The following is a 26,246-nucleotide window of genomic DNA, read 5'->3' on the forward strand; positions in this document are numbered from 1 at the left end:
GGCCTTACTTCGCGGCGACCTGGATCCTGCGGGGCTCGCGCTCCTGCAGGACCGGGATGCTCAGCGTGAGGACGCCCTGGTCGTAACCGGCCTCCAGGCGGTCGGTGTCCAGCTTGTCGGAGAGCTGGACCTGCCGGCTGAACACACCCACCGGGCGCTCGGCGACCAGGTAGCGGACACCCTCGCGGTCGGCGCGCCCGCGCTCGGCCCGCACGGTCAGCACCTTGCCGTCGACGGTGATGTCGATCGACGCGGGGTCGACACCGGGCAGGTCGATGTCGATGCAGAACGTGTCGTTCTCCCGGTACGCGTCGAGCCGCGCGCCCGCGGTCCGGGACGAGGTCTCGACGACCCGGGCGGTGAGACGCTCGAGGTCGCGCACGGTCGGGGTGGTGAGAAACATGGGTGGCTCCTCGTTCTTACTTGAGTGTGGGTGACTCAAGTCTGAGGAACCGAGAATCTCACTGTGCAATTCCCCCTCGCGGTGGTGACCGCGGCCACGCAGCGGCCCTCTCAGCGCGCCGGCGGCGTCCGGCCGAACGTCAGCCACGCGGTGAAGCCCAGCACTCCCGGGACGACGGCGGGAAAGAGGCCGACGATCGCGCCGATCAGCAGCAACCGGCGACCGGCCGGCAGCCCGCCACGGACGATGACGACCAGCGCGGCGCACATCAGGACCGCGGCGATCGCCTGGATGATGAGCGTGGTCAGCGGATACAGCCCGATCGACGACTCGACGACGATGCTGTCGCTCCCCGGCGCCCGCGTCTCCACCGTCGACGTCACCGGGGTGGCAAGCACGAAGATCAGCGACGCGAGCACCGCGAAGATCCCCAGCGCGAAACCGGCCCAGGCATTCTTCACCATCTCGGACAAATGTCCACCCTCGCTCAGCGGAACCGTCGACGACCTGCCGATTCTATCGCCACAGCGCTCGTTATTCGAACAGGTGTACTAAGCTGGCGCCGTGATCCTGCACGCGGACCTGGACTCCTTCTACGCGTCGGTCGAGCAGCGCGATGACCCCGCGCTGCGCGGGCGGCCGGTCCTGGTCGGCGGCGGCGTGGTGCTGGCCGCGTCCTATGAGGCGAAAGCCTTCGGGGTGCGCACCCCGATGAGCCTGAGCCGGGCCCGTGCGCTCTGCCCGCAGGCCGTGGTGGTGCCGCCGCGGATGAGTGCGTATTCGGCGGCCAGCAAGGCCGTCTTCGCGGTCTTCCGGGACACCACACCGATCGTCGAGCCGATCTCCATCGACGAGGCGTTCCTGGAGGTCGACGGGCTGCGGCGGATCAGCGGGACGGCCGAGCAGATCGCCCGGCGGCTGCGTGCCGAGGTGCGCGCCCGGGCCGGCCTGCCGATCACGGTCGGCGTCGCCCGCACCAAGTTCTTGGCCAAGGTCGCGAGCGGCGTCGGCAAACCCGACGGCCTGCTGGTCGTGCCGCCCGGCGCGGAGCTGGAGTTCCTGCACCCGCTCCCGGTGGAGAAACTCTGGGGCGTCGGCCCGAAAACCGCGGCCAAGCTGCGCGACCTCCAGATCCACACGGTCGGCCACGTGGCCCGGGTCGGCGAGGCCGCCCTGGTCGCGATGCTCGGGGCGAATGCCGGTCGCCACCTGCACGCCCTCGCCCACAACCACGACCCACGGCGCGTGACCACCGGCGGGCGGCGCGGCTCCATCGGGGCGCAGTGCGCCCTCGGCCGGGGCCGGTCCTTCGACGAGATCGAGGCGGTGCTGGCGGCCCTGGTCGACCGGGTCACCCACCGGATGCGCGGCGCCCACCGAGCCGGGCGGACGGTCACGCTGCGCCTGCGCTTCGCCGACTTCGAGCGGGTGACCCGATCCCGCAGCCTGCTGAAAGCGACGATGCAGACCGGTGCGATCCTCCGCACCTCGGTCGAGCTGCTGCGCGAGGCCCAGCCGTTGATCGCCCAGCGCGGGCTCACGCTGGTCGGCGTCGCGGTGAGCAACCTCGACGGCGAGGGCAACGTGCAGCTCGAGCTGCCCTTCACCCCGCCTCGCCAGGACGGCCTGGACGCCGCCGTCGACCGGGTCCGAGACCGCTTCGGTGCCTCTTCCCTACGCCGAGCCGACATGCTCAACCGCGAAATGCACCCCTCCGTCCCCATCCTCCCCGACTGACCCACCACGACCTGCGACCACTGTCCGCCCCGTGTCCCGAAGCCGCCGGCCACGACCGCAAAGCCCCGCCTCGCGACCCGGCCACCGCTCACGACCCGCCGCTCCGTCACGACCCGCGCCCGCTCACGACCCGCCGCTCCATCACGACCCGCGCTCCGTCACGACCCGCCGCTCCGTCACGACCCGCGCTCGACCACGACCCGCCACTCCGTCACGACCCGCGCCCGCTCACGACCCGCCGCTCCGTCACGACCCGCGCTCGTCCGCGACCCGCCGCTCCGTCACGACCCGCGCTCGTCCGCGACCCGCCGCTCCGTCACGACCCGCGGGCCAAGCCACCCCAGCCAACCCTTGGTCGCCTGCCACAATCCGCGCTGGGTCACGTCCCCACACGCCGAGCCACCCAACCCCCGCCACGATCCCGGCGCCGGACACGGCCGCGCCGGATTACAACTCCGCACGTCACCCGCCCCGCGCCACGACCCGGCGCCGGCAGGACCCCCAGTCGGCCATGACCCACACGCCGAACCACCCACCCCGAGCCACGGACACGGCACGCGCCGAATCACAACTCCGCACGTCACCCGCCCCGGGCCACGACCCGGCACGGGCGGGTGACGTGCGCTCGGCAACGACTCGCACGGGCGTGGTTTCCCATCCCGGATGACCATCACCGGGCCCAGCCCAACCACGGCCCTGTGCAGGTCGCAGGGCTTCCGGCCAGCCGAGGCGGCGGGGAGGCGGGGTGGGGTTCGGGGGTGGCGGTGACCCGCCACGGGCAATGAAGAGATCCCATGCGCCAGGGGTATCAAGCGGCTCGCCCCGATCCCGCGTCTGCCCAGCGCGCTGAGGCCCAGCCGAGCAGCATCCGGCTGGCCCTGATGGCCCTATTCGGGGATCGGATAGGGCGCTGAGGACCAGCCGAGGAGTCTCCAGCTGGCCATGGCCGCCCTACCCGGGAATCGGACAGGGCGCTGAGGACCAGCCGAGGAGCATCCGGCTGGTGCTGGCGGCCCTATCCGGGGATCGGATAGGGCGCTGAGGACCAGCCGAGGAGCATCCGGCTGGCCCTGACCGCCCTACCCAGGAATCGGACAGGGCGCCGAGGACCAGCCGAGGAGCATCCGGCTGGTCCTGGCGGCCCTATCCGGGGATCGGAAAGGGCGCTGGGGGCCAGCCGGGGAGTGTCCGGCTGGTGCTGGTGGCCCTATTCGGGGATCGGATAGGGCGCTGGGGGCCAGCCGGGGGTTGATCTCCGGAACCGGCCGCGGACAGTGAAGAGGGCGGCGATTGGTTTGGACGCGCCAGCGGCCAGATCGCCGCCCTCGGCCCGCGCGGGAGCGTGCGATCCGCACCCCAGCGGACGCGCGTCGATGAGGAATTTGATTTTGGTGGAGGGAGGGCGAGACGGGCCGGCGGCTGCGGGATCCGCCGAAGCGGGCTGGACGCGAGGGTGGAGGCACGCCGACGGTTGGGGGTGAGGCAGACTGCATGCGTGCGGAAGATGTACGTGATCGGCATCGGTGCGGGGGATCCGGACCACCTGACCCTGCAAGCGGCCAAGGCGATCGGGCGGACCGATGTGTTCTTCCTGCTCGACAAGGGGGAGGCCAAGCAGAGCCTGATCGATCTGCGGGAGCGGATGATCCGGGGGTATTCGCATCCGCGGAAGCGGATCGTGGAGGGGCGGGACCCTGATCGGGATCGGACGCCGGCGGATTACACCGGGACGATCGCGGACTGGCGGACTCGGCGGTCGCAGGTGATCGAGGAGCTGATCGCCGAGCATCTGAAAGAGGACGAGACCGGGGCGATCCTGGTGTGGGGCGATCCGTCGCTCTACGACTCGACGATCGCGATCCTGGAGGAGATCCTGGCTCGCGGGGCGGTCAGTTTCGAGTTCGAGGTGATTCCGGGGATCAGCAGCGTGTCGGCGCTCGCGGCCAAGCACCGGATCGGGCTGAACCGGGTGGGGCAGCCGTTCCAGGTGACCACCGGGCGGCGGTTGGCCGAGGGGTGGCCGGAGGGCGTCGACGACGTGGTGGTGATGCTCGACGCGCAGCAGGCGTTCACCGGGCATCCGGACGCGGAGATCTACTGGGGCGCCTACGTGAGCACCGAGGACGAGATCCTCGCCGCCGGGCGGGTCGCCGACGTCGCGGAGGACATCGTGGCGACCCGCGCCGAGGCTCGGGAGCGGCACGGCTGGATCATGGACACCTACCTGCTGCGGCGCCCGAACGACGGCTAGTCCAGCAGCTCGATGACGATCGACTCGTCGGGGTTCATGATCGAGTCGATCGCGATGATCCGGCCGTCGGCCACCGTGAAGCTGAGCGCGATCCGCACGCCCTGCTCGGTGCGGACGAACGCGCCGGCCGCGCCGTCGATCGTCGCCGGCACCGCGGCCTGGGCCCGCCCGGAGAAGAACCGCGCTGCCTCGTCCGCGCCGCGCAGCCCGACCGCGCCGTCGCCGCCGCGCATCACCACGTCCGGGTCGAGCAGGGTGAGCAGGCCGGCGAAGTCACCGCCGCGGGCGGCGGCCAGGAAGGCGTCGACGATCTCGCGCTGCCGTGCGGCGTCGGCGGCGCCGGCCGGGGAGCCGCCCCGCACCCGGCGCCGAGCCCGGCTGGCCAGCTGGCGCGCGGCGGCCGGGCTGCGCCCGACCACCGTCGCGATCTCCTCGAAGGAGACGGCGAACAGGTCGTGCAGCACGAACGCGAGGCGTTCGGCCGGGGTGAGCGTTTCCAGTACGACGGTGAGCGCGGCACCCACCGCATCGGCCAGCACCGCCTCCCGCTCCGGGTCCTCGGCGCTCGGCAGCTCGGTGACCGGCGGCGGATCCTCCCGGCGGGACGCCCGGGAGCGCAGCATGTCCAGGCAGACCCGGCCGAGCACGGTGGTGAGCCAGGCGGGCAGGTTGTCGACCGTGTCGCCGCCGGTCCGGCTCAGCCGCAACCAGGTCTCCTGCACCGCGTCGTCCGCCTCGGCGCCGGAACCGAGCATCCGGTAGGCCACCGCGCGCAGCCGTCCCCGGTTCGCCTCGAACTCGGCGGCCAGCAGGTCATCACCCATTTTTCGGTCCCCCTGTCACATCTGAGCGACGCGGCGCGTCACGAGTCCGACGAAGCAAGTTCACCCGATGTGACAAGGAGCCGATCATGGAGCCTCGGATCAAGAACACCGCACCGCAGCCGGACCTGACCAAGGCGGTCAACCTGCTCTACAAGACCGCGTTCTCGGCGGGCGTGCCGAAAGTCGTCCTGGAGCTGGTGCACCTGCGCGCCAGCCAGATCAACGGGTGCGCCCCGTGCGCCGACAGCGGCGCGCGCGGCATGCGGCAGGCCGGGGAGACCGACGACCGGCTGTTCGCGGTGCCGGTGTGGCGGGAGACGCCGTACTTCACCGAGCCGGAGCGGGCGGCGCTGGCGCTGTCCGAGTACGCCACCCGGATGGCCGACAACCCCGACCCCGTCCCGGACGCGATCTGGGACGAGGCCGCGAAGCACTTCACCGAGGAGCAGTTGAGCGCGATCGTGCTGTGGATCGCCACCACCAACTTCTTCAACCGGATCAACGTGACGACCCGGCAGCAGGCTCCCCAGAACTGGGACTGACGCTCTTGAGAAATCAAGCGTCTTCCAGGTCACCCTCGGTCTCGAGGTAGAGCTGCTGGAGCGCGGCCAGCGTGTCAGGCGACGGGGAGTCCCAGAGCTTGCGGTCGGCCGCCTCCAGCAGGCGCTCGGTGATGCCGTGCAGCGCCCAGGGGTTCGACTTCTTCATGAACTCCTGGTTCTCCGCGTCCAGGGCGTAGGTCGTGGCGAGCTGCTCGTACATCCAGTCGGTGACCACGCCGGCGGTCGCGTCGTACCCGAAGAGGTAGTCGACCGTGGCGGCCAGCTCGAAGGCGCCCTTGTAGCCGTGCCGCCGCATGGCGGCGATCCAGCGCGGGTTCACCACCCGGGCGCGGAAGATCCGCGCGGTCTCCTCGGTCAGGCTGCGGGTCCGCGTCGCGTCCGGGTTGGTGGAATCTCCGATGTACGCCGCCGGCGCCTTCCCGGTCAGCGCCCGGACCGTGGCGATCATCCCGCCGTGGTACTGGAAGTAGTCGTCGGAGTCGGCGATGTCGTGCTCGCGGGTGTCGATGTTCTTCGCCGCGACGTCGATCCTCCGGTACGCGTTCTCCATGTCCCCCCGAGCCGGCACCCCGTCCAGGTCCCGCCCGTACGCGAACCCGCCCCACACCGCGTAGACCTCGGCCAGGTCGGCGTCGTCCCGCCAGTTCCGGCTGTCGATCAGCGGGAGGATGCCGGCGCCGTACGCCCCCGGCCGGGACCCGAAGATGCGCGTGGTGGCCCGCCGCCAGTCGCCGTGCCCGGCCTGGTCGCGCAGCGCGTGCTCGCGGACGTAGTTGTCCGGCTCGTCCAGCCCGGCGACCAGCTGCACGGCGTCGTCGAGCATCGCCACGACGTGCGGGAACGCGTCCCGGAAGAAGCCGGAGATGCGGATCGTGACGTCGATGCGCGGGCGGCCCAGCTCCTCGCGGGCGATCGGCTCCAGCCCGGTGACGCGGCGGGAGGCCGGGTCCCAGATCGGGCGCACCCCGATCAGCGCCAGCACCTCGGCGATGTCGTCGCCGGCGGTGCGCATGGCGCTGGTGCCCCAGGCGGAGAGGCCGACCGATTTCGGCCAGTCACCGTAGTCGGCGCGGTAGCGGGCCAGCAGGGAATCGGCCATGGCCTGGCCGGTCTCCCAGGCCAGGGCACTGGGGATGGCCTTGGGGTCGACGGAGTAGAAGTTGCGGCCGGTGGGCAGGACGTTGATCAGGCCGCGGAGCGGGGAACCGCTCGGGCCGGCCGGGACGTAGCCGCCGTCGAGCGCGTGCAGGACGTGGGTCAGCTCGTCGGTGGTGCGGGCCAGCCGGGGAACGACCTCCCGGGCGGCGAACTCCAACACTCGCACGACGTCCGGGTTATCGGACAAATCCGAAATGTCGGAATCGCGCCAGCCGCGCTCCTCCATGGCGGCGACCAGCGCCCGCGCCTGTTCCTCGATCGCGTCGGTCTCGGCAGTGGAGGCGTCCTCCGCCAGGCCCAGCGCCTCCCGCAGGCCGGGCAGCGCGGCGACCTGGCCGGCCCACATCTGCCGGGCCCGGAGCATGGCCAGCACCAGGTTGATCCGGGCCTCGCCGGTCGGCGCGGCGCCGAGCACGTGCAGGCCGTCGCGGATCTGCACATCCTTGACCTCACACAGCCATCCGTCGATGTGCATGATGAAGTCGTCGAACTCTTCGTCGTCCGGCCGGTGGGCCTGGCCCAGGTCGTGGTCCATCTTGGCGGCCTGGATCAGGGTCCAGATCTGCGCCCGGATGGCCGGGAGCTTGGCCGGGTCGAGGGCGGCGATGTTCGCGTGCTCGTCGAGCAGCTGCTCCAGGCGGGCGATGTCGCCGTACGACTCGGCCCGCGCCATCGGCGGGATCAGGTGATCGACCAGCGTGGCGTGCGCCCGGCGCTTGGCCTGCGTCCCCTCCCCCGGGTCGTTGACCAGGAACGGATAGATCAGCGGCAGGTCGCCGAGCGCCGCGTCGGTGCCGTCGGACGCGGACATGCCCACGTTCTTGCCGGGGAGCCACTCCAGGTTGCCGTGCTTGCCGACGTGCACCACCGCGTGCGCGCCGAACTCGTCGGCCAGCCAGCGGTAGGCGGCGAGATAGTGGTGGCTCGGCGGGAGGTCGGGGTCGTGGTAGATGGCGACCGGGTTGGCGCCGAAGCCACGCGGGGGCTGGACCATGACCACGATGTTCTCGTCGCGCAGGGCGGCGAGGACGATGTCGCCGTTGTCCACGTAGAGCTCGCCGGGCGGCGGGCCCCAGTGCTGCTCGACGCTCTCCCGGAAGTCGCTCGGCAAGGTGTCGAACCACGACTTGTAGCGAGATGCCGGAATCCTGACGGGGTTTCCGGACAACTGCTCCTCGGTGAGCCAGTCCGGGTCCTGTCCACCGGCCGCGATCAGCGTGTGGATCAGGCCGTCGCCGTCGTAGGATCGGAAATTCCCGACTTTGTAGCCTTTTTCGTCCAGCGCCGCGAGCAGCGCCACCGTCGACGCCGGGGTGTCCAGGCCGACCGCGTTACCGATCCGCGAGTGCTTGGTCGGATAGGCCGAGAGCATCAGGGCGATCTTGCGATCCGCGGGCGGGATGTGCCGCAGCCGGGCGTGCGCGACCGCGATCCCGGCCACCCGGGACGCCCGCTCCGGGTCGGCGACGTAGACCGACAGGCCGTCCGGGTCGATCTCCTTGAACGAGAACGGCACCGTGATGATCCGGCCGTCGAACTCGGGGATCGCCACCTGGGTCGCCGCGTCGAGCGGGGTCAGGCCGTCGTCGCTCGCCTCCCAGGCGGACCGCGAGCTGGTCAGGCAGAGGCCCTGGAGGATCGGCACGTCCAGGTCGGCCAGCACGCCGACGTCCCACGCCTCGTCGTCGCCGCCGGCGCTCGCCGTGGCCGGGCGGGTGCCGCCGGCCGCGAGCACCGTCACCACCAGGGCATCCGCCTTGCGCAACTCGGCGAGCAGCTCGGGCGGGGCGGTGCGCAGCGAAGCCGTGAAGATCGGCAGCGGGCGGGCGCCCTTGGCCTCGATCGCCTGGCAGAGCGCCTCGACGAACGCGGTGTTCCCGGCCATGTGGTGGGCGCGGTAATAGAGCACCGCGACGGTCGGCTCGGCGTCGTTGTCCGTCGCGCGCGGCAGGATGCCCCACTGCGGGCTCTCGGTGGCCGGGGCGAAACCGTTGCCGGTCAGCAGCACGGTGTCGGAGAGGAAGTCGTGCAGCGCGGCGAGATTCTCCGCGCCGCCCTGCGCGAGGTAGGTGTGCGCGTCGGCGGCGATGCCGGCCGGGATGGTGGAGAGCTTCATCAGGTCGGCGTCGGGCAGCATCTCGCCGCCGAGCACCACCACCGGGATGTCACCGCCGAGCAGCGCGTCGAGGCCCTCCTCCCACGCGCGGCGGCCGCCGAGGATCCGGACCACGACCAGCTCGACCCCGTCCAGCAGGGCGGGCAGGTCGTCGACCCCGGTGCGGGCCGGGTTGCCCAGCCGCCAGGCCGAGCCGCTGGCCCGGGCACTGAGCAGGTCCGTGTCGGACGTCGACAGCAGCAAAAACACGCGTGCGCTCCCCCTCGGGGTCCGCGCCCCGGGTAGTAGAGATCAACGGCGACCGGAGTTCCTGGCTCCCGGGCATGCCCGGTGACAGTGGCGGGACCGCGCCGGACTCGCACCGGCTTCCTCCGCGGCGTCGCCGCTCGATTCACTTGTTCGGCTACACGCTATCGGACGCCCGGGGCCGCTGGTCAGTGACGCCGCTGACGATTCCGGGCCGGGGGCTCTCGATGTGACGCCGCTGACGAACTTGTGATGCTGCCGACCCGAGATGGCGTTCCTGTCGGCGGCCGCCCGTAGTATCCGGGCCGTGACAGCCCACCGACAGTCCGACACGGACGCCTGCCCCGGCGCGCTGCGGTTGCATGCCGCCGCCGACGGGCTGCTGGCGCGCGTCCGGCTGCCCGGTGGCCTGCTGACCGGCGCGCAGCTGCGCTCGCTGCGCGAGCTCGCCGAGAAGTTCGGCGATGGCCGCCTGGAGCTGACCTCCCGGGCGAATGTGCAGCTCAGAGGCTTGCAGGCGAGCGACGCGGTGCGGTTGGCCGACCGCTTGCGCGACGCCGGGCTGCTGCCGTCCTCGACCCACGATTCGGTACGCAACATTGCCGCGCCGCCGCTCGCCGACTCCCGGGTGCGGGAGTTGACCGGCGAGCTGGACGCCGCGATCTGTGGCGATCCGGGGCTGGCCCGGTTGCCGGGGAAATTCCTGTTCGCGATCGGTCAGGTGCCACTGGCGGCGGATGTGGCGGCGATCCCGGACGGGGTCCGGTTCGGGCTGCGGTTCGGCGGGTGGGACACCGGGCTGCGGGTCGAGTCCGGCCGGGTTGTCGAGGCGCTGATCGTGAGCGCGCACGCGTTTCTCGCCGAGCGCGAGGAGCAGCGGGGCGGCGGGGCGGCCGCTTGGCGGTTGCGGGAGCTGGCCGACGGCGCCGGGCGGGTTTCGGCGCGGGTCGCGGAGGCGCTCGGCATCGTGCCGGTGGATGTGCCGGTGGCGGTGCCGGTCGAGGTCGTCGACCCGGCCGCCCTGATCGGCATGGTGACCGATGGCGATCAGGCCGCGGGTCCTCCCGCGACCAGCGGCGCCCAGGCCGCGGATGCTGTCGCGACCGAGGGCGGCCAGGCCGCGGATGCTGTCGCGACCGAGGGCGGCCAGGCCGCGGATGCTGTCGCGACCGATGGCGGCCGGGCGGCGGCCGGGGCTCTGGTGCCGCTGGGGCGGCTCGAGGGCGGGCAGATGAGGGTGCTGGAGGACGCCGAGCGGCTGGTGATCACGCCGTGGCGGGGTGTCCTGGTGCCGGGTCTCACCACGGCCGCGGCGCGGGCCTGGATCGAGCGGCTGGCCGGGGCGGGGCTTGCGGTGACCGCGACCTCCCGGTGGACCGGGGTCACCGCCTGCGCGGGGCGGCCGGGTTGCGCGAGATCGCTGGCCGACGTGCGGGAGGACGCCGAGGTGGCGAGCCGGTTCGTGGACGGGTTGCCGGTGCACTGGGTGGGCTGCGCGCGAGCGTGCGGGAGTCCGGCGGGTGCACACGTTCGGGTCGAGGCGACCGGCGGCGGCTACACGGTGACCCGCCGGGCCGGCGACGGCCGGCCGGCCGATCGAGATCAGCACGGCGGCGGATCGGTGACGGGCCGGGAGCCGGGGCCGGGCAGTGCGCCGGACTCGGGGCTCGACGGGGCGACGGGCCGTGTGGAGACCTTCCCGGTGGACGTGCTGGGGGACGTGGTGGCGGGGGCGAGGAGAGGCTGATGGATTACGTACGGGACGGCGCGGAGATCTATCGGCGGTCGTTCGCCACGATTCGGGCCGAGGCGGACCTGGCCGGGCTGCCGGAGGACGTCGCGCGGGTGGTGGTCCGGATGATCCACGCCTGCGGGATGGTCGACCTGGTGCGGGACGTCCGGTTCAGCCCGGGCGTGGCGACCGCCGCACGGAAGGCGCTGCTGGACGGTGCGCCGATCCTCTGTGACGCCGAGATGGTGGCGTCCGGGGTGACCCGCTCGCGGCTGCCCGCCGGTAACGAGGTGATCTGCACGTTGCGCGAGCCGGGCGTACCGGAAATCGCCGCTCGCATCGGGAACACCCGCAGCGCCGCGGCCCTGGATCTCTGGGGCGACCGCCTCGGCGGGGCCGTGGTCGCCGTCGGCAACGCGCCGACGGCGCTGTTCCGGCTGCTGGAGATGGTCGCGGCGGGCGCGCCGCGACCGGCGGCGGTGCTCGGCATCCCGGTCGGCTTCATCGGCGCGGCCGAGTCGAAGGAGGCCCTGGCCGAGTCCGGTCTGGAATATCTGATCGTGCGCGGGCGACGAGGCGGCAGCGCGATGACAGCGGCCGCGGTGAACGCCCTGGCCTCGGAAGCGGAATAGGACACATGACGAACGACGTGGTTCGCGGGCGGCTCTACGGGGTGGGGCTCGGGCCCGGTGACCCGGAGCTGGTGACGGTCAAGGCGGCACGGCTGATCGAGGCGGCCGACGTGATCGCCTATCACGCGGCGCGGCACGGGCGGAGCAACGCGCGGGCGATCGCGGCCGGTTACCTGCGGGACGGGCAGATCGAGGAGGCGCTGATCTACCCGGTGACCACCGGGACCACCGATCACCCGGGTGGCTATCAGGGCGCCATCGACGAGTTCTACGAGCAGGCCGCGGCCCGGCTCGCCGCGCACCTGGACGCCGGGCGCGACGTGGTGGTGCTGGCCGAGGGGGATCCGTTCTTCTACGGGTCCTACATGCACATGCACAAGCGGCTCGCGCACCGCTACGAGACGACCGTGGTGCCCGGGGTGACCTCGGTGAGCGCGGCCTCGGCGGTGCTCGGGCGGCCGCTGATGGAGCGGGACGAGGTGCTCACCGTGCTGCCCGGCACGCTGCCGCCGGACGAGCTGGCGCGGCGTCTCGCCGGGACCGAGTCGGCGGCGGTGATGAAACTCGGGCGGACCTTCGACGGGGTCCGGACCGCGCTGGCGCGGGCCGGGCGGCTCGACGACGCGTTCTACGTGGAGCGCGCGACGATGGCGGCGGAGCGGGTCGGGCGGCTGGCCGAGGTGGATCCGGCGACCGTGCCGTATTTCTCGCTCGCCCTGCTGCCGAGCCCGGCGGCAACCGCGTTCGCCGAGGCCGAAGCGGCAGCGGCCGGCACCGGCGGCGCTCGGCTCGCCGGCGCTGAGACGACGGCAGCGGCCGACAGCGGCGGTACTCGGCTCGCCGGCGCTGAGACGACGGCAGCGGCAGGCACCGGCGGCGCTCGGCTCGCCGGCGCTGAGACGACGGCGGCGGCCGGCACCGGCGGCGAACCGGCGGCAGTGCCGTCCGCCGACGCCGGGACGGCGACGGCCGGTGGCGGGACCGATCCGGCGGCCGAGGCGGCGACCGGTGCGGTGACCGTGGTCGGGCTCGGGCCGGGCGCGGCCGAGTGGCTCACCCCGGAGGCACGCGCGGCGCTGGCCGAGGCTGACGACATCGTCGGCTACACCACGTATGTCAACCGGGTCCCGGCCAACCCCCGGCAGCGGCGGCACGCCTCCGACAACAAGGTGGAGGCCGAGCGCGCCGCGTTCGCCCTCGACCTGGCGAAACGCGGGCGCCGGGTCACGGTGGTCTCGTCCGGGGACCCGGGCGTCTTCGCGATGGCCGCGGCCGTCTTGGAGGTCGCCGAGGATCCGCAGTGGAAGGACGTACCGGTGCGGGTCGTGCCGGGACTGACCGCCGCGCAGGCCGTCGCCTCCCGGGCCGGTGCGCCGCTCGGGCACGACTTCTGCGTGATGTCCCTCTCCGACCGGCTCAAACCGTGGTCGATCATCGAGACCCGGCTGGCCGGGGCGGCCGCCGCCGACCTGGTCATCGCGATCTACAACCCGGCCTCGCAGACCCGCAAGCAGCAGCTGGTCCGCGCCCGGGAGGTGCTGTTGGAGCACCGCGCGGCGGGCACACCGGTGGTGGTCGGGCGGGACGTCGGCGGGCCGCAGGAGACCCTGCGGGTCACCACGCTGGGCGAGCTCGACCCGGCCACCGTAGACATGCGCTGCCTGCTGATCGTCGGCTCGTCCCAGACCAGGGCGGTGACCAGGGCGGACGGCGAGACCATCGTCTACACCCCACGGCATTACCCGGTCGCCTAGCGTCCGCACGGCGGTGGCCGACCATCGGCCACCGCTCGGGGAATGCCTCCGCCGCTCCCGAAACGCAACGAAGGGCAACCGCACTGCATCGACGAGTTACCTGATGGCAACGCGCCACCGAGCCGAATGGAGAGGCCACTGAAAGCACCTCCGTGAAGGGCTCCTCCTCAGATGACATCCGCCGCTCGACGCGTTGCCATGTTGGCCTCTTCACTCGTTCTGTCCGTTTTCGCGCAGACCGGCGCGGCCGAAGCGGCGACGCCGGCCCCGGGCAGAACCCCGGCCGCCACCAAAGCGAGCACCCCCGCGACGACCAAGCCGCCGGCTCCCGCCCCGGCGAAGACCCCGGTGAAGACCCCCGCGAAGACCCCGGCGACGGCTGCGGTCAGGGAGACCCCCAGCCTGGCCACCCGGCTCGACGCGGTCACGGTCGCCAAGACGATCAACTACTACCCGTCGAACGCCGGCTGGTCGGCCATGTGGACCAGCTTCGACGCCGCCCGGATCGAGGCGGACCTGGCCAAGGCGAAGGCTCTGGGCGCCGGCACCGTACGCGTGATCGTCTTCCCGACCGCCTTCGGCTACCCCACCCCGAAGGCCGACTACGCCGCCAAGCTGGCCAAGTTCGTCAGCATCGCGGCCGGCCAGGGCCTCACCGTCAAGTTCACCCTGTTCGACTGGTGGACCGGTTACACCGACGCGACCGGCAGCGCCAAGTGGGCGAAGGCCGTGCTCACGCCGTACGCGGACGACCCGCGCGTGCTCTCGGTCGAGGTGCAGAACGAGTTCGACCCGACCGACGCGAAGGCCGTCGCCTGGGTCAAGCAGATCGTCCCGAGCATCCGGGCCGCCGTGCCGACGATGCCGCTGACGCTCTCGGTCTCCGGCACCACCGGCTCGAGCGGGCTCACCCGGATCCGCACCGCGCTGGCCGCCACCCCGCTCGACTACCTGGACTTCCACTTCTACGGCAACTCGGAGCGGGCGCTCACCGAGATCAAGAAGGCGCAGGAGGCGGCCGCCCCGTTCCCGATCGTGATCGGGGAGACCGGCCTGAGCACGGCCGCCGGCACCGAGGGTGAGCAGGCCGCCTACCTGGCCCGGGTGTTCCAGGCGGCCCGGACCGCCGGGGTCGGCTCGGTCGCCCCGTGGACCCTGACCGACTTCAGCACCGGGGCGATCCCGGCCAACTCGGCGGTCTCCAAGATCCCCGCGCAGTACAAGTACGGCCTGTACCGGGCGGACGGTGCGGCGAAGGCCGCGGCGGCCGTGGTGCAGACCTACTGGTCCGGGCAGCCGCTCACGAACACCCTGCTGGACCTCGGCTTCGAGGCGACCCCGGGCAACTCGCCGTGGCGGCCGTACCTGGCGTCGGAGGGCGCCGCGGTGCGCTCCTCGGACGCCGCGCACACCGGTTCCTGGTCGGCGAAGTTCAGCGGCACCACCCGCGCCGACGGTGGCCTGCCGTCGATCCGGATCGCCCCGGTGGCCCCGGTGCGGCCCGGACAGACGTGGCGCGCCGAGGCCTGGGCCAAGGGCCAGAACGCGACCGGGACCAGCGAGATCGCGCTGAGCTGGTTCGACGCGAACGACAGGTGGCTGGGCCAGACCTCGTCGAAGCGGGTCGCGGCCGGCACCACCGGCTGGACCAAGCTGACCGTGACCGCGACCGCCCCGGCCGGGGCGGCCAGCGTCCAGCTTCACCTCAAGTCGGGCGACAACAGGGGCAGCGTCTGGTTCGACGACGTGACGCTCTCCTGAGTCACGCCGATCCTCGCGAAGAGGCGTTCGTACGCCTCGACGGTCCGTCCCCACGAGGACGGGTCCACGTGCCGCCGGCCGGTGAGGCCGGCGGCACTCGTGATGCCGGCGGCGAGCGCGGCCGGGTCGGCGGGCCGGACGAAGACCGTGCCGGAGTACGGCCCGGCCGCCTCGACCAGCCCGCCGACCGAGGTGACCACCACCGGCAGCCCGTGGCTCATCGCGATGTGCAGCGGCCCGCTGGCCGAGCTGCGCCGGTACGGCAGCACCACGGCGTCCGCCGCCGCGAAGTACTCGTTCACCTCGGCGTCCGGCACATACCGGTTGACGAAGGTGATCCGGTCCCGAGCCGGTGAGGCGGCGATCAGCTCGGCGGGAAGCGTCCAGCCCTCCCAGGTCTCACCCACCACGGTCAGCCGGAAGGCCGGGCCGAGCGCCGCGAACGCCTCGATCAGGTCTTCGAGCCCCTTGTACGGCCGGATCGTCCCGAAGTACAGCAGCCGCACCACCCCGTCCGGCCCGGGCACCCGCTCGGCCCCGGCCGCGTGGTGGTCGAACGGCCCGTGCAGCGCGATCTCCGCCGGCACCCCGTCCAGGTCGTACGCGGCGGCCAGCGCGTCCCGGTCGTACGCCGAGTGCACCACCACCCCGGAGGTCCGCCTCAGCAGCGGCCGGATCGCCGCCCGCACATATCGGGCCGCCCACCGGTGCCGCAGCTCCGCGGTGTCCTGCACCTCGTGGAACTCGACCACCACCCGGATGCCGAGCCGCTGGGCCGCCATCGCGAGCACCAGGTACGAGTGCAGCACCGCCCCGGTCCACCATTGCAGCACCAGCACGTCGGGCTGCTGCGCGCGGAGGAACGCGACGGCTCGGGCCAGGCTGGGCAGCGCCCACCAGTCGACGCCGTCGAAGGTGGGGACGCTCTCGGCGTACCGTAAATCGGTCAGGCGAAGCCCGACCCGGGCGCGCCCGGGGTAAAGGCGGGCCGGAAGCAGTCGCCGCATCAGGATCGCGCCGACGTCGAAGCGCTCGTCGAGCGCGTTGCTCAGCCGGCAAGTGTAATAGCTGATCCCGGACAGGAAGTGCCATCCCGATCCGACGACCATGACCCTAGGACGACGCGACGCAGGCACGGTAGACCTCCTCGATCCGGGGGACGACGCGCGCGGCGGTGAAGTCCAGGCCGCGCTGCTGGCCGGCCACGCGCAGCCGCGCGGCCAGTTCGTGGTCGGTGAGCACGCGGAGCAGGGCGGCGTGCAGCGGGTCCACCTCGCCGGGCGGCACCAGCAGCCCGCTCTCGCCGTCGCGCACCACGTCGGTGAGCCCGCCGGCGGCCGAGGCGACCAGCGGCGCGCCGGCCAGCATCGCCTCCACCGCCACCTGGCCCATCCCCTCGTTCAACGACGGGACCGCGCCGGCCGCGGCGCCCCGCCAGGCGGCCATCACCTGGGCGTGCGGCACGTCGTGCCGGATCAGCACGCCGGGCGGGGGCGGCGGGGTGTCGTCGCGGCGGGTGCCGAGGCAGACCAGGGCGGGCGCCGGTCCGGGCCCGGCCCATCCGGCGACGAGCTTCCGGTACGCCTCGAACAGCACGTGGATGCCCTTGTGCGGCCCGAGCGCCCCGACGAAGAGCAGGTAGTCGCCGGCCGGCAGCCAGTCCGGGCGGGGCGTGGTCCGGGCCAGCTCGTCGAGCCCGTCCGGGACCAGGCTGGACACCACCTGGACGGGCAGGTCACCGGGGAGCCGGGCCTGCTCCAGGGCGTGCGCCACGGAACTGGAGATGGCGGTGAGCGCGTCGATGCCGCGATGCCGGTGCGCGTGCAGGCCGGTGGTCAGGGCGAGCGAGCGGGGGCGGCCGTACTGGGCGGACGCGCAGCTCACGCAGCGGGACAGGCGCGGGCCGGGGCACGGGGCGCCGTCCCGGGCAAAGGTCTTGCGGACGCAGGTCAGCCCGAAGTCGTGCGCGGTGTGCACGTGCGGCCGCCCCAGCGGGGACCGGTGCAGCGGCAGGTAGCTGTACATCAGCCAGTCGTGGCTGTGCACCACGTCGTAGTGCTCGGCGCGCAGCAGCCGGGCGATCGCGGCGGTGGTCAGCGGGTCCGGACACGTCGGGTGGAACGGCTTGTCCGGGTTCTCGTTCATCGCCGGGAGCAGCGTGTTCGCGACGCTGCGGACCCGGTGCACGCGAACCCCGTTGAGCGTTTCGTGGCCGGGCGCGGCCGGGGTGGCCAGGGTCAGCACGGTGACCTCGTGGCCGCGCCGGACCAGTTCCTCGCTGCTGGTCGCGATGCTGCGCTCCAGCCCGCCGATCACCGGCGCGTACAGGTTGGACAGGTGCAGAATCCTCATCGGCTCTCCTTCACGCGGCGCGCGACCAGACAGAGAACGAGCAGCGCGCCCGCGGACTGCCCCACCAGCCAGGCGACGCCCGCCCCGGTCACCCCGACGCCGGGCAGCAGCAGCCAGGTCAGCGCGAGACAGCAGACGGCCCGGACCACGTTCAGCCGGCGGCAGAGGCGGAACTCGCCCCGCGACCGCCAGTGCGCCACGGCCAGGTTGGTGACCGCGTCCGGGATCGCGGCCAGCACCAGGATCTGCAGCAGCAGTCCGCCCTCGGCCGCGTAACCCGCGCTGAACAGCCCGAGGATCCGGTCCCCGGCGGCGAGCAGCAGCGCGGCCGGGGCGCCGACCATGGCGAGCACCACGAGCGCGGCCCGGCCGAGGCCGACCCGCTCGGCGTTGGTGCGCTCCGCGTACAGCGCCGCGGCGACCGCCGGCGACACCATGAACAGCATCGACGCGGTCATCCAGGCCAGGTAGAAGTGTGCGGTGGCGCCCGCACCGAGCCGTGCGGTGACCAGCACCGGCAGCAGCGCGGCCGGCCCGGCCTGGGTCAGGTTGATCAGGTGGTGGCCGGTGAGCGCGGCCCGCAGGTGCGGCAGTTCGGCGCCGAGGCCGCTGAGCCGAAGCCGGACGCCGGGCCGCAGGCGGCCCAGCCCGGCGCTCAGGGTGGCGGCGCTGACCAGCAGGATCGGCAGGGTCCAGGAGAGCACCACGGCGCCGGCCGAGTGCGCCCCCACGGCCAGCATCGCGGCTAGCGCGCCGATCTTCCCCGCGGCCAGGACCAGGTTTCGTACGAACATGCCGTGCCCGGCGCGGTGGGCCACGTAGACGTTGTCGAGCAGGGTGGTGGCGGTGACCGCGGTCGCCGCGCAGATCAGCGCGACGGCGCCGGCCGGGCGGCCCAGGAAGCCGAAGTTCGCCGCCGCCATCGGGACCAGCACCGCACCGGCCGTGGCGACCGCCGCGGTGGCCGCGCAACCGGCCAGCAGGCCGCCGCCGACGATCCGGGACCAGACGTCCGGGGCGCTGCCCGGCAGCCGCTGGATGAACATGTGCCCGGCGCCCAGATTGGCCAGCATGCTGATCGCGGTGGCCGCCGAGATCAGCGCGGTGGCGGTGCCGACCTGCGGCTGCGGCACCGCGCGCGCGGCCAGCATCCAGTAGAGGTAGCCCAGCCCGCCGTTGGCCACCGTGGTCGCCATGATCAATAGGCTGTTCCGGGCCAGCGAGTCGTCGAGCACCCGCCGGGTCGCGGTGATCAGCACGCCCGCCCCCGGACCGCGGGGGCCGGACCGGACCGGGCGTAGAAGACCGTGCTCGCCCCGCCCACGCTGATCCCGACCGGCCGCAGGCATCCGTCCGCCGGCAGGGCCGGCACCTGGACGCTGAGCGCGTAGACCTTTCCGGTCACCACGGTCACCGGCCGAGCCGCGACGAGGGCGCCGCCGACCCGCAGCCGCAGCCATTGGGTGGTGGTCGGCAGACCGGAATTGGTCACCCGCACCGGCACCGCGAGCCCACCGGCCGGCACCGCCACCGGGTGGCTGATCCCGGCCGCCCAGCCGTTCAGCGCCACGGTCAGGTACCCGGGCAGCTCGGGACGCGCGCCCCGCTCCACGGCCCGGATCGCCACCCCGCCGCCGAGCAGCGACAGCACGATCGGCACCAGCACCGCCGCCGCGGTCCGGACCGCCACCCGGCCGCCCGGCTCCGGCAGGCCGCCCCGGGACGCTCCGGCGAACGGCGCCCCCCGGAAGCCGGCACCGTCCAGCCCCGGCCACCCGTCCGGCCGGCCCGGCCCGGGCTCACGCTCGGTCCACCCCGCCCCACGGCGCAACCGCAGCAGGGCGACCAGGCCGAGCACCGTCGCCACCAGCGCCGCCCCGATGATCAGCGGCCCCGCGGCGACCCGGATGCCGAGCGGATGCAGCAGCAGCGCCACCGCCGGCAACGTGAGCAGCCCGGCCAGCACCACCAGCCCGGGCCGCACCGCCGGGATCCCGGTCTCGACCGGCGCCCCGGTGACCGCGCGCACCCACAGCTCGCCGATGGCGAGCAGGGCGAGCAGACAGGCCGGCAGCAGGACCGGCCACGGCAGTCCGGCGGCCGGGATCAGGACCGACAGGCTGGCGTACGCCACCATGAGCGGCCGCAGAATCGTTGTCATCGCTGTCCCTCGCGCCGCGGCGCCGTCACGGCCCGCCGCCCGAGGCCGGCGAAGTCGAAGCGGTAGATCGCCAGGTGCGGCCCGTCGTAGATCTTGATCAGCCACGGCAGACTGTCGAACTTGGTCAGCTGAGCCCGATCGAAAGCGGGCACCCCGTCGTGGCGCAGCGGCTCGTTCGTCTCGAAGTAGATGTTGATGTCCGGCACCTGCTCGGCCATCCGCCGATCCACCACCAGGAACTCGAACCGCCAGTCCCGCAGCTGGGCCAGCAGTTTCGGCGGCATCGGCTGCCCGGGGCGCGCACGGTAAAGGTCGTAGGCGGGGAAGCTGACCGAGCCGGTGGTCGGCTGCTGCTCGCCGTAGGACCCGAGGATCAACCCGGAGTAGCGGTCGGCGACCAGCCGGACCCCGCGTCCCTGGGTGTCGCGCAGCCAGTGCGCGGCCGCGAGCACCTCGGGCGTGGCGGCCCGGGTGTCCGAGCCGTACGCCGGCGGCCCGGGGAACCGGTAGGACGGGTTCATCCCGGCCGCGTTGTTCCCGACCAGCAGCAACGCGCAGACCGCGAGGAGCACACCCCCGACGGCCACCGGCCCCGCGCCACTTTCCAGTCCCCGCCCACCCAGGGGGCCGAGCCCAGCAGCCAGTGTGGCGCGGAAACGGGATCCCGCGCGGCCGGGCTGTGGACAACGCGCCGATGTGGATGACGCGCCACCCTGCCCCGGGACGCGACGGGAACGGTCCAGCAGCGCGACCACCAGCGGGGCCACCACGATCGCCAGGCCCAGGTAGCTGAAGGCCCAGGAGCGGCGGGCGCCCTCGGCCCCCGCCGGAGTCAGGATGAGCAGGGTGGCCGGAAAGTACAGGCCCCCGAGCAGCAGCATCGCGGTGGTGCCCGCCCGGGTCAGCGGGTCGTCGGTGTACCGCCGGCGCCACCACAGGGCCACCGCGCCGAGCAGCGCGAGCAGGGCGACGACCGGGGCGGCGTACGCCGCGTTCTGCTCCCACCAGGGCAGCACCGACTTGCTGAACAGCTCCCGGCCGCCCTCCTCCCCGCCGGCCAGCCCGCTGATCTGGTCGAGCGCCCGGCCCAGGTACGGATCCAGGTAGTCCCCGGTCCGCGGGGCCACCACGCCGAGCCAGGTCGCCACGATCAGCGCCGTGCCGGAGGTGAGCGCCCAGGCCACCCGGGCCGCGGTGACCAGCTCGCGGGCCGGGATCGAGTGGATCGTGGTGACCAGCGCGAGCAGGCCGAGCACCCCGGTCAGCCAGAGCGCGGTGAGGTGGTGGGTGGCGGTGGTCGCGGCGCCGAGCAGCAGGGTGAGCGCCGCCCAGCCGAGCCGGGCCGGCACCGTGCCGGCCCGCATCGCGCGCAGCGCCGCGACGAGCGCCCAGACCAGGATCCCGATCGCCAGGGACTCGTAGCCGAGCTGGGTGTCGAAGAACAGGAACGAGCTGTTCAGGCTGTAGCCGAGGGCTGCCGCCGCGGCGATCCGCGGGTCCGGCCAGAGCTGCCCGGCCAGCACCGCGACGCCGAGGGTGAGCAGCACGTGCGCGGTGGTCAGTACGACCAGCGCGGCCTGCCAGATGCTCAGGCCGGTGAGCGCGGCCAGCGACGCGACGCAGGCGTGCAGGCCGGGGTAGTCGCCGATCACCCGGACGATCGGGTTCATCGCGAAGAGCCGGCCGTCGAGCAGGATCTCGTGGCTCTGGCCCCAGTGCGCGTACTCGTCGTGGTACAGCGGGCCGCTCGGGTGCCGGAGCAGTTTCGGCAGGTAGGTGAAGGCGCCGTAGCCGACCAGCACGCCCAGCCGCAGCCACGGCGAGGCGGACCGGCGCAGCGCCCAGTACCCGACCGGCAGCGTGAAGATCAGCATCCCGGCCCAGAACCAGCCGAACTGCCCGCCGCTGCCCCACTCGGCCCGGTGGTAGGCGATCACGATCGCGGCCGCGCCGGCCGCCCCGGCCACCGTCAGGGTCGCCGCGCACCGGGCCGCCTCGGCGAACCGGCGGCGCGGGCCACCGGGCCGGAGCCCGGCGAGTCCCGGCGCCGGCCGGGTGGTGACCGCGCTCACCGGCCTCCCGCTCCCGCGCCGGCGGCCAACGGCATCCCGGTGATCTCCGAGTACACGTCGCGGGTCGCCGCGACCACGTCGGCCCAGGTGGGCAGCGGCGCCGGGGTGGCCGACCGGCCCGCCGCGACGGCCTCGCGCAGCGCACCGGCCAGGGCGCCGGTCTCCTCCGGGTCGGTCAGCCGCAGCCAGGCCGCGGTTCCGGCCAGCCCGGCCAGCTCCTGGTGGGCCGGGATCGGCGCGGCCACGGTCGGGATGCCGGCGGCGAGCGCGTCGGCCACGGTCATCCCGAACGCCTCGTGCGCCGAGGCGGAGACCGCCGCCGAGGCCCGGGCCACGCAGCCGGCGAACGCGGCGTCGTCGAGCCGGCCGTGGAACACCACCCGCCCGGCCACCCCGAGACGCCCGGCCAGCTGCTTGAGCGCGGCCCGGGCCGGCCCGTCGCCCACCACGTCCAGCCGGTACGCCGGACCGAGCGGCACCATCGCCCGGATCACCCGGTCGACGCGCTTGTAGTGCTCCAGCCGCCCGACGCAGAGGATGCCGCGCACCCCGCTGCGCTGCCCGGGCACCACCGGGCGCGGATCGGTCCCGTTCGGGATCACCACGATCCGGCCGGCGGTCTCCGGGAAGTCGCGCAGCACCAGGTCGCGCTCCGCGCCGGTGACACAGACGATCCGCCCGGCCCGGCTCATGATCCGCCGCCCGAACGGCCGGTAGGCCGGGTGCAGCGCGGCGCGCAGCCGGGTGTGCCCGGTCCCGTGGTAGTGCGGGGTGAAGACCAGCGGCGTGCGGTGCCGGCCGAGCGCGGCGCCCAGCGACACCAGCGCGTGATAGCTGTGCGTGTGCAGCACGTCGTAGTCCCCGCCGTGCCGGCGCAGCCACCGCCACAGCGGCAGCGAGACCCGGTAGTCGCGGGCCGGCACGGTTAGCGGGAAGCGCCGGACCAGCACGCCGTCCACGGTCGCGGTGGACCGGGCGGCGTGCTGGGTGAGCACCTCGACGTCGTCGCCGGCCGCGGCCAGCCCGGCGCACAGGCGCCGCACATGCGTCTCCACCCCGCCGATGTCGGGGTGGTACGCGTTGCTGACGACGCCGACCCTCATCGCGCCGACCGCCCGGCGAGCTGCCGGGACTCCCGCTTGCGGCCGCGCGGCCACTCCCGGGCGATGGTCCGCAGCACCCGGATGCCGTCGGTGAACGCGTTCAGGTTGCTCACCCCGTGGATCCGGTCGTGCTCGAAGCTGGACACCTCCTCGATGACCAGGCGGGCGCGGGCGGCACGCAGGTTGAGCAGGGTCTCGATCTCGAAGCCGTCGCCCCAGAGCCGGCCGTCGGCGCCGGCCGGGGCGGGCGAGGTGCTGTCCAGGTCGAAGACGTCCAGGTGGCACGACCAGAACGCGTTGTAGCCGTAGCAGAGGTCGCTGTATCGCGTACCGAAAAGGACGTTGACCAGGATGCTCAGCATCCGGTTGCCGGCCCGGCGCAGCCGGGTGATGTCGGCGCTGCCGCCACCGGGCCGGAACCGCGAGCCCTTGGCGAAGTCGGCGCCGCCGCGCAGCGCCGCGACGAAGCTGGGGATCTCCCCCGGGTCGGTCGAGCCGTCGGCGTCGATCATCACGATGATGTCGCCGGTGCACGCCGCGAAGCCGCAGGCCAGGGCGTTGCCCTTGCCGCGGCGGTTCTGGGTGACGACGCGGATGTCCGGCCGCAGCTTCCGGGCGACCGCCACGGTGTCGTCGGTGGAGCCGCCGTCGACCAGGATCACCTCGTCCACCTGGGGCAGCCGGGCGAAGACGTGCGGCAGGTTCCGGGCCTCGTTGAGCGCCGGCACGACGACGCTGACGATCGGCTCGGGATCGGGCTCCGGGTCGGGTCGGGCCGGTGGCTCGACGGTGGTCTGTTCAGTGCCGGTCTCGGTGGGGAGCACACGGTCGACCGTGGGCATGTGGTGTCTCCGATCGGGCAGGGTGGAAACGGCCTGGCGGGCCGGGCGCATGGGTGGGCGAATGTGCTGACGGGCGGCTGCGGCGCCGTCGGCGGGAGGGGGTCGGCCGGCGCCGGAACGGCGCCGGCGAGGGCGGTCACGCCGGCGGCGCGTCGACCGTCCAGTCGTAGACGTCCTGGTGGGAGACCCGGTCGCCGGTCGCGCCGGTGAAGCCGAGCCAGCCGTCGGAGACGCCGGCCCAGCGCGCCAGGTCGACCTTCTCGTCGAGCATCAGCTTCTCCCGCGCGTGCTTGTAAAGCCCCTGGACGTACACCCGCAGCCGCTGGTGGCCGCCGTCGTAGTCGATCCGGGCGAGGAACGGCTTGCCGTACAGCGGGATCGAGACCTCGGCGGTCTTGAGGTGCCGGTCCGGGTTGCCGCCGAGCACCACGGCCAGGTGGTTGCCGCTCGGGTCGGTGCTGTTCTGGTAGGTGTCGAACTCGACCGCGACGCTGTGCCGGATGCCGCGGTAGCCGAGGCCGCCGCCCCAGCCGCCGAGCGCGCGCGGCCCGTGGCCCTGTGCCAGGAACGCGATGCCGTCCGCGCCCGGCCGGTCGTGGTGCAGGAACGCCTTGAACGAGGTCGTGAAGGACCTGTTCAGGTCGACCCGCTCGGTGGACCAGGCCGACCCGATCTGCTTGTAGCCGCCGGCGGTCAGCTGAATGAGCCGCTTGCCGGTGCTGCTGCGGGTGATCATGGCGGCGGTGCCGTTGAGTTCCAGGTGCTTCCCGGAACCGTCGGTGATCGGGTGACTCTCGTGCATGGCGCGAGGTGCGGCTGCCGCGCCCGCGGCGGGCGCGGCGGCGAGTATCGACAGCACGGTGGCGGCCAGCCGACCGCCCCGCGCCAGTCTCGATGTACGAGAGAGACGCACTACATGCTCCATTTCAGTCGATTTGCCCGACTAAGACCTGGCCAAAGGTAGGGCAGACTCCGGAGCCGCGTGAGCGAGTCCTGGTTATTCACCCCAGACGGTCCCCCCGTCGTGATCACCCAGGTCCGGCGCCGGGCCCGGACCGATCGCGCCGAGCCGCCCCGATTACGCCATTCCATAAAGACGCACGTCGAATTCTTCGGTGGCGCCCCGCAGGGACGGCCGCCGATCGGCGCAGAATTGACCCGCCCGCGCCGCCGTGTCGCGGCACGTTTACTCTGCGCTGCGGGTGTGGTTGCATTAGAGCAGGTCAGCGAAATCTGGCGCGATCTCGTTGAACCACCGGCATCATCCGTTCGGAGGATGCCCGGGGTTCACGAGCCGGACCGACTTTTTCTTTAAGTTTCGATCGCGGAAACCTTAAATAATGTTCCGGAATTGCTTTCTGTGAGTGCTGCTCCTAACGTCTGCTCGTCGGCGCCACACAATGGCGAACGCCACATCACCGAAGGGCACGTCATGGGAAGCACGGGTCACCGCCGGTCCGGTCTCGCGGCCGCGGGGTCGCGCCGCACCCGGCTGCTGGCCGCCGGAGCCGCGGTCATCGCCGTGGGTGGCGCGATCGGGTTCACCCAGTTGTCGCGCGCTGACGAGACCCCGTCGACGAAGGCGGCCAGCGAGAGCGGCGCCGGCAAGATCGTCAATGGGCAGAAGATCCTCACCGACACCTGCATCGACAGCAAGCTCACCGCGCACGACGGTTTCCAGAAGGGTGACCGCTGCGTCTCCACCGAGTTCGGTGAGGTGGCCTCGGCCGCCAACGACGCCTCGCTGCTGATCACCGAGTCGCCGCGCCAGGTCGCCCCGAACACCCCGTTCACGCTCAAGGTGAGCACCCGCAACCTGATCCGCGACCGGTTCCTCGCGGCCGGCAAGGGTGGCTACTACGTCGAGTCGAGCGTCCTGCAGAACGGCATCGTCCGCGGACACTTCCACACCGCGTGCCGGATGCTGGACAGCACCCGGGAGGCGCCCAACCCCGAGCCGGTGCCGGCGTTCTTCGTCGCCACCGAGGACCAGAAGGGCGGGCGGACGCCGGACACGGTGACCATCCAGGTGCCAGGCATGCCGGCCGAGGGCACCGCGCAGTGCGCGTCGTGGGCCGGTGACGGCTCGCACCGCACGCCGATGATGGAGCGCGCCAACCAGACCCCGGCCATCGACGCCGTGCGGATCACGGTCCGCGCCGGCGCCGGACAGGGCGGCAACCAGGGCGGCAACACCGGCGGTGACCAGGGCGGCAACCAGGGCGGCGGCAACAACAACGGCGGCAACCAGGGTGGCAACAACACTGGTGGCAACACCGGCGGGAACAACACCGGCGGCAACAACAACGGTGGCAACACCGGTGGCAACAACAACGGTGGCGGGAACACCGGCGGCAACAACAACACCGGTGGCAACAACAACAACACCGGTGGCAACAACAACGGCGGTCAGGCGACCGCCACCCCGCAGGTGACCACCAAGACCACCGTCTCGCCCGGCACCACCAAGAACACCAACACCGGCACCGGCGGCGACTCCGACGAGACCACCGGCACGACGAAGAGCACCACCAAGGCG

Annotated in this window: 19 protein-coding genes, 1 pseudogene and 1 riboswitch; of the genes and pseudogenes, 8 read left to right on the forward strand and 12 right to left on the reverse strand. The window is 73.0% G+C overall.

What is annotated here, in order from left to right:
- Window positions 1-4: 4 nt before the first annotated feature.
- Both Aiant_RS13500 and Aiant_RS13505 read right to left on the reverse strand, forming a co-directional pair.
- Complete coding sequence (locus Aiant_RS13500; protein ID WP_189334372.1) at window positions 5-403, reverse strand: Hsp20/alpha crystallin family protein; 399 nt, start codon at window positions 401-403, stop codon at window positions 5-7.
- 110 nt (window positions 404-513) lie between these two features.
- Window positions 514-876, reverse strand: a complete 363-nt coding sequence (locus Aiant_RS13505; RefSeq protein ID WP_189334371.1) for a hypothetical protein — start codon at window positions 874-876, stop codon at window positions 514-516.
- Between the two features lie 91 nt (window positions 877-967).
- Here Aiant_RS13505 and dinB point away from each other — a divergent pair, with 91 nt between their 5' ends.
- Both dinB and cobF read left to right on the forward strand, forming a co-directional pair.
- Window positions 968-2,140: a DNA polymerase IV gene (gene dinB, locus Aiant_RS13510; RefSeq protein ID WP_189334370.1), complete on the forward strand. Its 1,173-nt coding sequence runs from the start codon at window positions 968-970 to the stop codon at window positions 2,138-2,140.
- Window positions 2,141-3,644: 1,504 nt separating this feature from the next.
- Window positions 3,645-4,391, forward strand: a complete 747-nt coding sequence (gene cobF, locus Aiant_RS13515) for a precorrin-6A synthase (deacetylating) (protein ID WP_189334470.1) — start codon at window positions 3,645-3,647, stop codon at window positions 4,389-4,391.
- Here cobF and Aiant_RS13520 read toward each other — a convergent pair.
- The gene (locus tag Aiant_RS13520; RefSeq protein ID WP_189334369.1) at window positions 4,388-5,215 is read right to left on the reverse strand and encodes a sigma-70 family RNA polymerase sigma factor; all 828 of its coding nucleotides are present in this window, start codon (window positions 5,213-5,215) and stop codon (window positions 4,388-4,390) included. The genes cobF and Aiant_RS13520 overlap by 4 nt on opposite strands.
- 86 nt (window positions 5,216-5,301) lie before the next feature.
- Here Aiant_RS13520 and Aiant_RS13525 point away from each other — a divergent pair, with 86 nt between their 5' ends.
- A complete protein-coding gene (locus tag Aiant_RS13525; RefSeq protein ID WP_189334368.1) occupies window positions 5,302-5,757 on the forward strand; it encodes a carboxymuconolactone decarboxylase family protein in 456 nt (151 codons plus the stop codon).
- Window positions 5,758-5,770: 13 nt separating this feature from the next.
- Here the strand turns inward: Aiant_RS13525 and cobN are convergent, their stop codons facing one another.
- Window positions 5,771-9,301: a cobaltochelatase subunit CobN gene (gene cobN, locus Aiant_RS13530; RefSeq protein ID WP_189334367.1), complete on the reverse strand. Its 3,531-nt coding sequence runs from the start codon at window positions 9,299-9,301 to the stop codon at window positions 5,771-5,773.
- Window positions 9,302-9,356: 55 nt separating this feature from the next.
- Window positions 9,357-9,424: riboswitch (cobalamin riboswitch) on the reverse strand.
- Between the two features lie 181 nt (window positions 9,425-9,605).
- On the opposite strand from cobN, the gene Aiant_RS13535 reads away from it, so the two are divergent.
- From Aiant_RS13535 to Aiant_RS13550, 4 genes are all read left to right on the forward strand, one after another.
- Window positions 9,606-11,045, forward strand: a complete 1,440-nt coding sequence (locus tag Aiant_RS13535) for a precorrin-3B synthase (protein WP_229830941.1) — start codon at window positions 9,606-9,608, stop codon at window positions 11,043-11,045.
- Window positions 11,045-11,662, forward strand: a complete 618-nt coding sequence (locus Aiant_RS13540; protein WP_189334365.1) for a precorrin-8X methylmutase — start codon at window positions 11,045-11,047, stop codon at window positions 11,660-11,662. Before Aiant_RS13535 ends, Aiant_RS13540 begins: the two co-directional genes overlap by 1 nt.
- Window positions 11,663-11,667: 5 nt before the next feature.
- On the forward strand, window positions 11,668-13,416 hold the full coding sequence (locus Aiant_RS13545; protein ID WP_189334364.1) for a precorrin-2 C(20)-methyltransferase: 1,749 nt from the start codon (window positions 11,668-11,670) through the stop codon (window positions 13,414-13,416).
- Window positions 13,417-13,764: 348 nt separating this feature from the next.
- On the forward strand, window positions 13,765-15,177 hold the full coding sequence (locus Aiant_RS13550; RefSeq protein WP_229830940.1) for a cellulase family glycosylhydrolase: 1,413 nt from the start codon (window positions 13,765-13,767) through the stop codon (window positions 15,175-15,177).
- On the opposite strand, the gene Aiant_RS13555 is transcribed toward Aiant_RS13550, so the two are convergent.
- The 8 genes from Aiant_RS13555 to Aiant_RS13595 form a co-directional block, all read right to left on the reverse strand.
- A complete protein-coding gene (locus Aiant_RS13555; protein WP_189334362.1) occupies window positions 15,117-16,286 on the reverse strand; it encodes a glycosyltransferase in 1,170 nt (389 codons plus the stop codon). The genes Aiant_RS13550 and Aiant_RS13555 overlap by 61 nt on opposite strands.
- Window positions 16,287-16,290: 4 nt before the next feature.
- Window positions 16,291-17,529 carry a glycosyltransferase family 4 protein gene (locus Aiant_RS13560; protein WP_189334361.1) on the reverse strand — a complete coding sequence of 413 codons (1,239 nt, stop codon included), beginning with the start codon at window positions 17,527-17,529 and terminating at the stop codon, window positions 16,291-16,293.
- The gene (locus Aiant_RS13565) at window positions 17,526-18,788 is read right to left on the reverse strand and encodes a lipopolysaccharide biosynthesis protein (RefSeq protein WP_189334360.1); all 1,263 of its coding nucleotides are present in this window, start codon (window positions 18,786-18,788) and stop codon (window positions 17,526-17,528) included. The genes Aiant_RS13560 and Aiant_RS13565 overlap by 4 nt, the downstream gene beginning before the upstream one ends.
- Window positions 18,782-19,690 (reverse strand): hypothetical protein, encoded by a 909-nt coding sequence (locus Aiant_RS13570; protein ID WP_189334359.1) that lies wholly within the window; start codon window positions 19,688-19,690, stop codon window positions 18,782-18,784. The genes Aiant_RS13565 and Aiant_RS13570 overlap by 7 nt, the downstream gene beginning before the upstream one ends.
- Window positions 19,687-21,762 (reverse strand): hypothetical protein, encoded by a 2,076-nt coding sequence (locus Aiant_RS45670; RefSeq protein ID WP_229830938.1) that lies wholly within the window; start codon window positions 21,760-21,762, stop codon window positions 19,687-19,689. The genes Aiant_RS13570 and Aiant_RS45670 overlap by 4 nt, the downstream gene beginning before the upstream one ends.
- Window positions 21,759-22,865, reverse strand: coding sequence for a glycosyltransferase family 4 protein (locus Aiant_RS13585; protein ID WP_189334358.1), 1,107 nt, complete (start codon window positions 22,863-22,865; stop codon window positions 21,759-21,761). Before Aiant_RS13585 ends, Aiant_RS45670 begins: the two co-directional genes overlap by 4 nt.
- Window positions 22,862-23,707, reverse strand: a complete 846-nt coding sequence (locus Aiant_RS13590; protein WP_189334357.1) for a glycosyltransferase family 2 protein — start codon at window positions 23,705-23,707, stop codon at window positions 22,862-22,864. The genes Aiant_RS13585 and Aiant_RS13590 overlap by 4 nt, the downstream gene beginning before the upstream one ends.
- A gap of 136 nt (window positions 23,708-23,843) precedes the next feature.
- Window positions 23,844-24,620, reverse strand: a complete 777-nt coding sequence (locus tag Aiant_RS13595; RefSeq protein ID WP_189334356.1) for an L-type lectin-domain containing protein — start codon at window positions 24,618-24,620, stop codon at window positions 23,844-23,846.
- 705 nt (window positions 24,621-25,325) lie between these two features.
- Between Aiant_RS13595 and Aiant_RS45675 the strand changes: the two are divergent.
- Window positions 25,326-25,865 (forward strand): annotated as a pseudogene (locus Aiant_RS45675) (hypothetical protein); the annotation flags it as partial.
- Between the last annotated feature and the right edge of the window lie 381 nt (window positions 25,866-26,246).

Source organism: Actinoplanes ianthinogenes (assembly GCF_018324205.1).
Classification (GTDB): Bacteria; Actinomycetota; Actinomycetes; order Mycobacteriales; family Micromonosporaceae; genus Actinoplanes; species Actinoplanes ianthinogenes.

Excerpts from the sequence above, each read along its gene's own strand:
- Aiant_RS13590 (WP_189334357.1), bottom strand. The coding sequence starts at position 23,707 with ATGCCCACGGTCGACCGTGTGCTCCCCACCGAGACCGGCACTGAACAG.
- Aiant_RS13525 (WP_189334368.1), top strand. The coding sequence starts at position 5,302 with ATGGAGCCTCGGATCAAGAACACCGCACCGCAGCCGGACCTGACCAAG.
- Aiant_RS13540 (WP_189334365.1), top strand. The coding sequence starts at position 11,045 with ATGGATTACGTACGGGACGGCGCGGAGATCTATCGGCGGTCGTTCGCC.
- cobF (WP_189334470.1), top strand. The coding sequence starts at position 3,645 with ATGTACGTGATCGGCATCGGTGCGGGGGATCCGGACCACCTGACCCTG.
- Aiant_RS13570 (WP_189334359.1), bottom strand. The coding sequence starts at position 19,690 with ATGACAACGATTCTGCGGCCGCTCATGGTGGCGTACGCCAGCCTGTCG.
- Aiant_RS13585 (WP_189334358.1), bottom strand. The coding sequence starts at position 22,865 with ATGAGGGTCGGCGTCGTCAGCAACGCGTACCACCCCGACATCGGCGGG.
- Aiant_RS13555 (WP_189334362.1), bottom strand. The coding sequence starts at position 16,286 with ATGGTCGTCGGATCGGGATGGCACTTCCTGTCCGGGATCAGCTATTAC.
- Aiant_RS13500 (WP_189334372.1), bottom strand. The coding sequence starts at position 403 with ATGTTTCTCACCACCCCGACCGTGCGCGACCTCGAGCGTCTCACCGCC.
- Aiant_RS13520 (WP_189334369.1), bottom strand. The coding sequence starts at position 5,215 with ATGGGTGATGACCTGCTGGCCGCCGAGTTCGAGGCGAACCGGGGACGG.
- Aiant_RS13545 (WP_189334364.1), top strand. The coding sequence starts at position 11,668 with ATGACGAACGACGTGGTTCGCGGGCGGCTCTACGGGGTGGGGCTCGGG.
- Aiant_RS13560 (WP_189334361.1), bottom strand. The coding sequence starts at position 17,529 with ATGAGGATTCTGCACCTGTCCAACCTGTACGCGCCGGTGATCGGCGGG.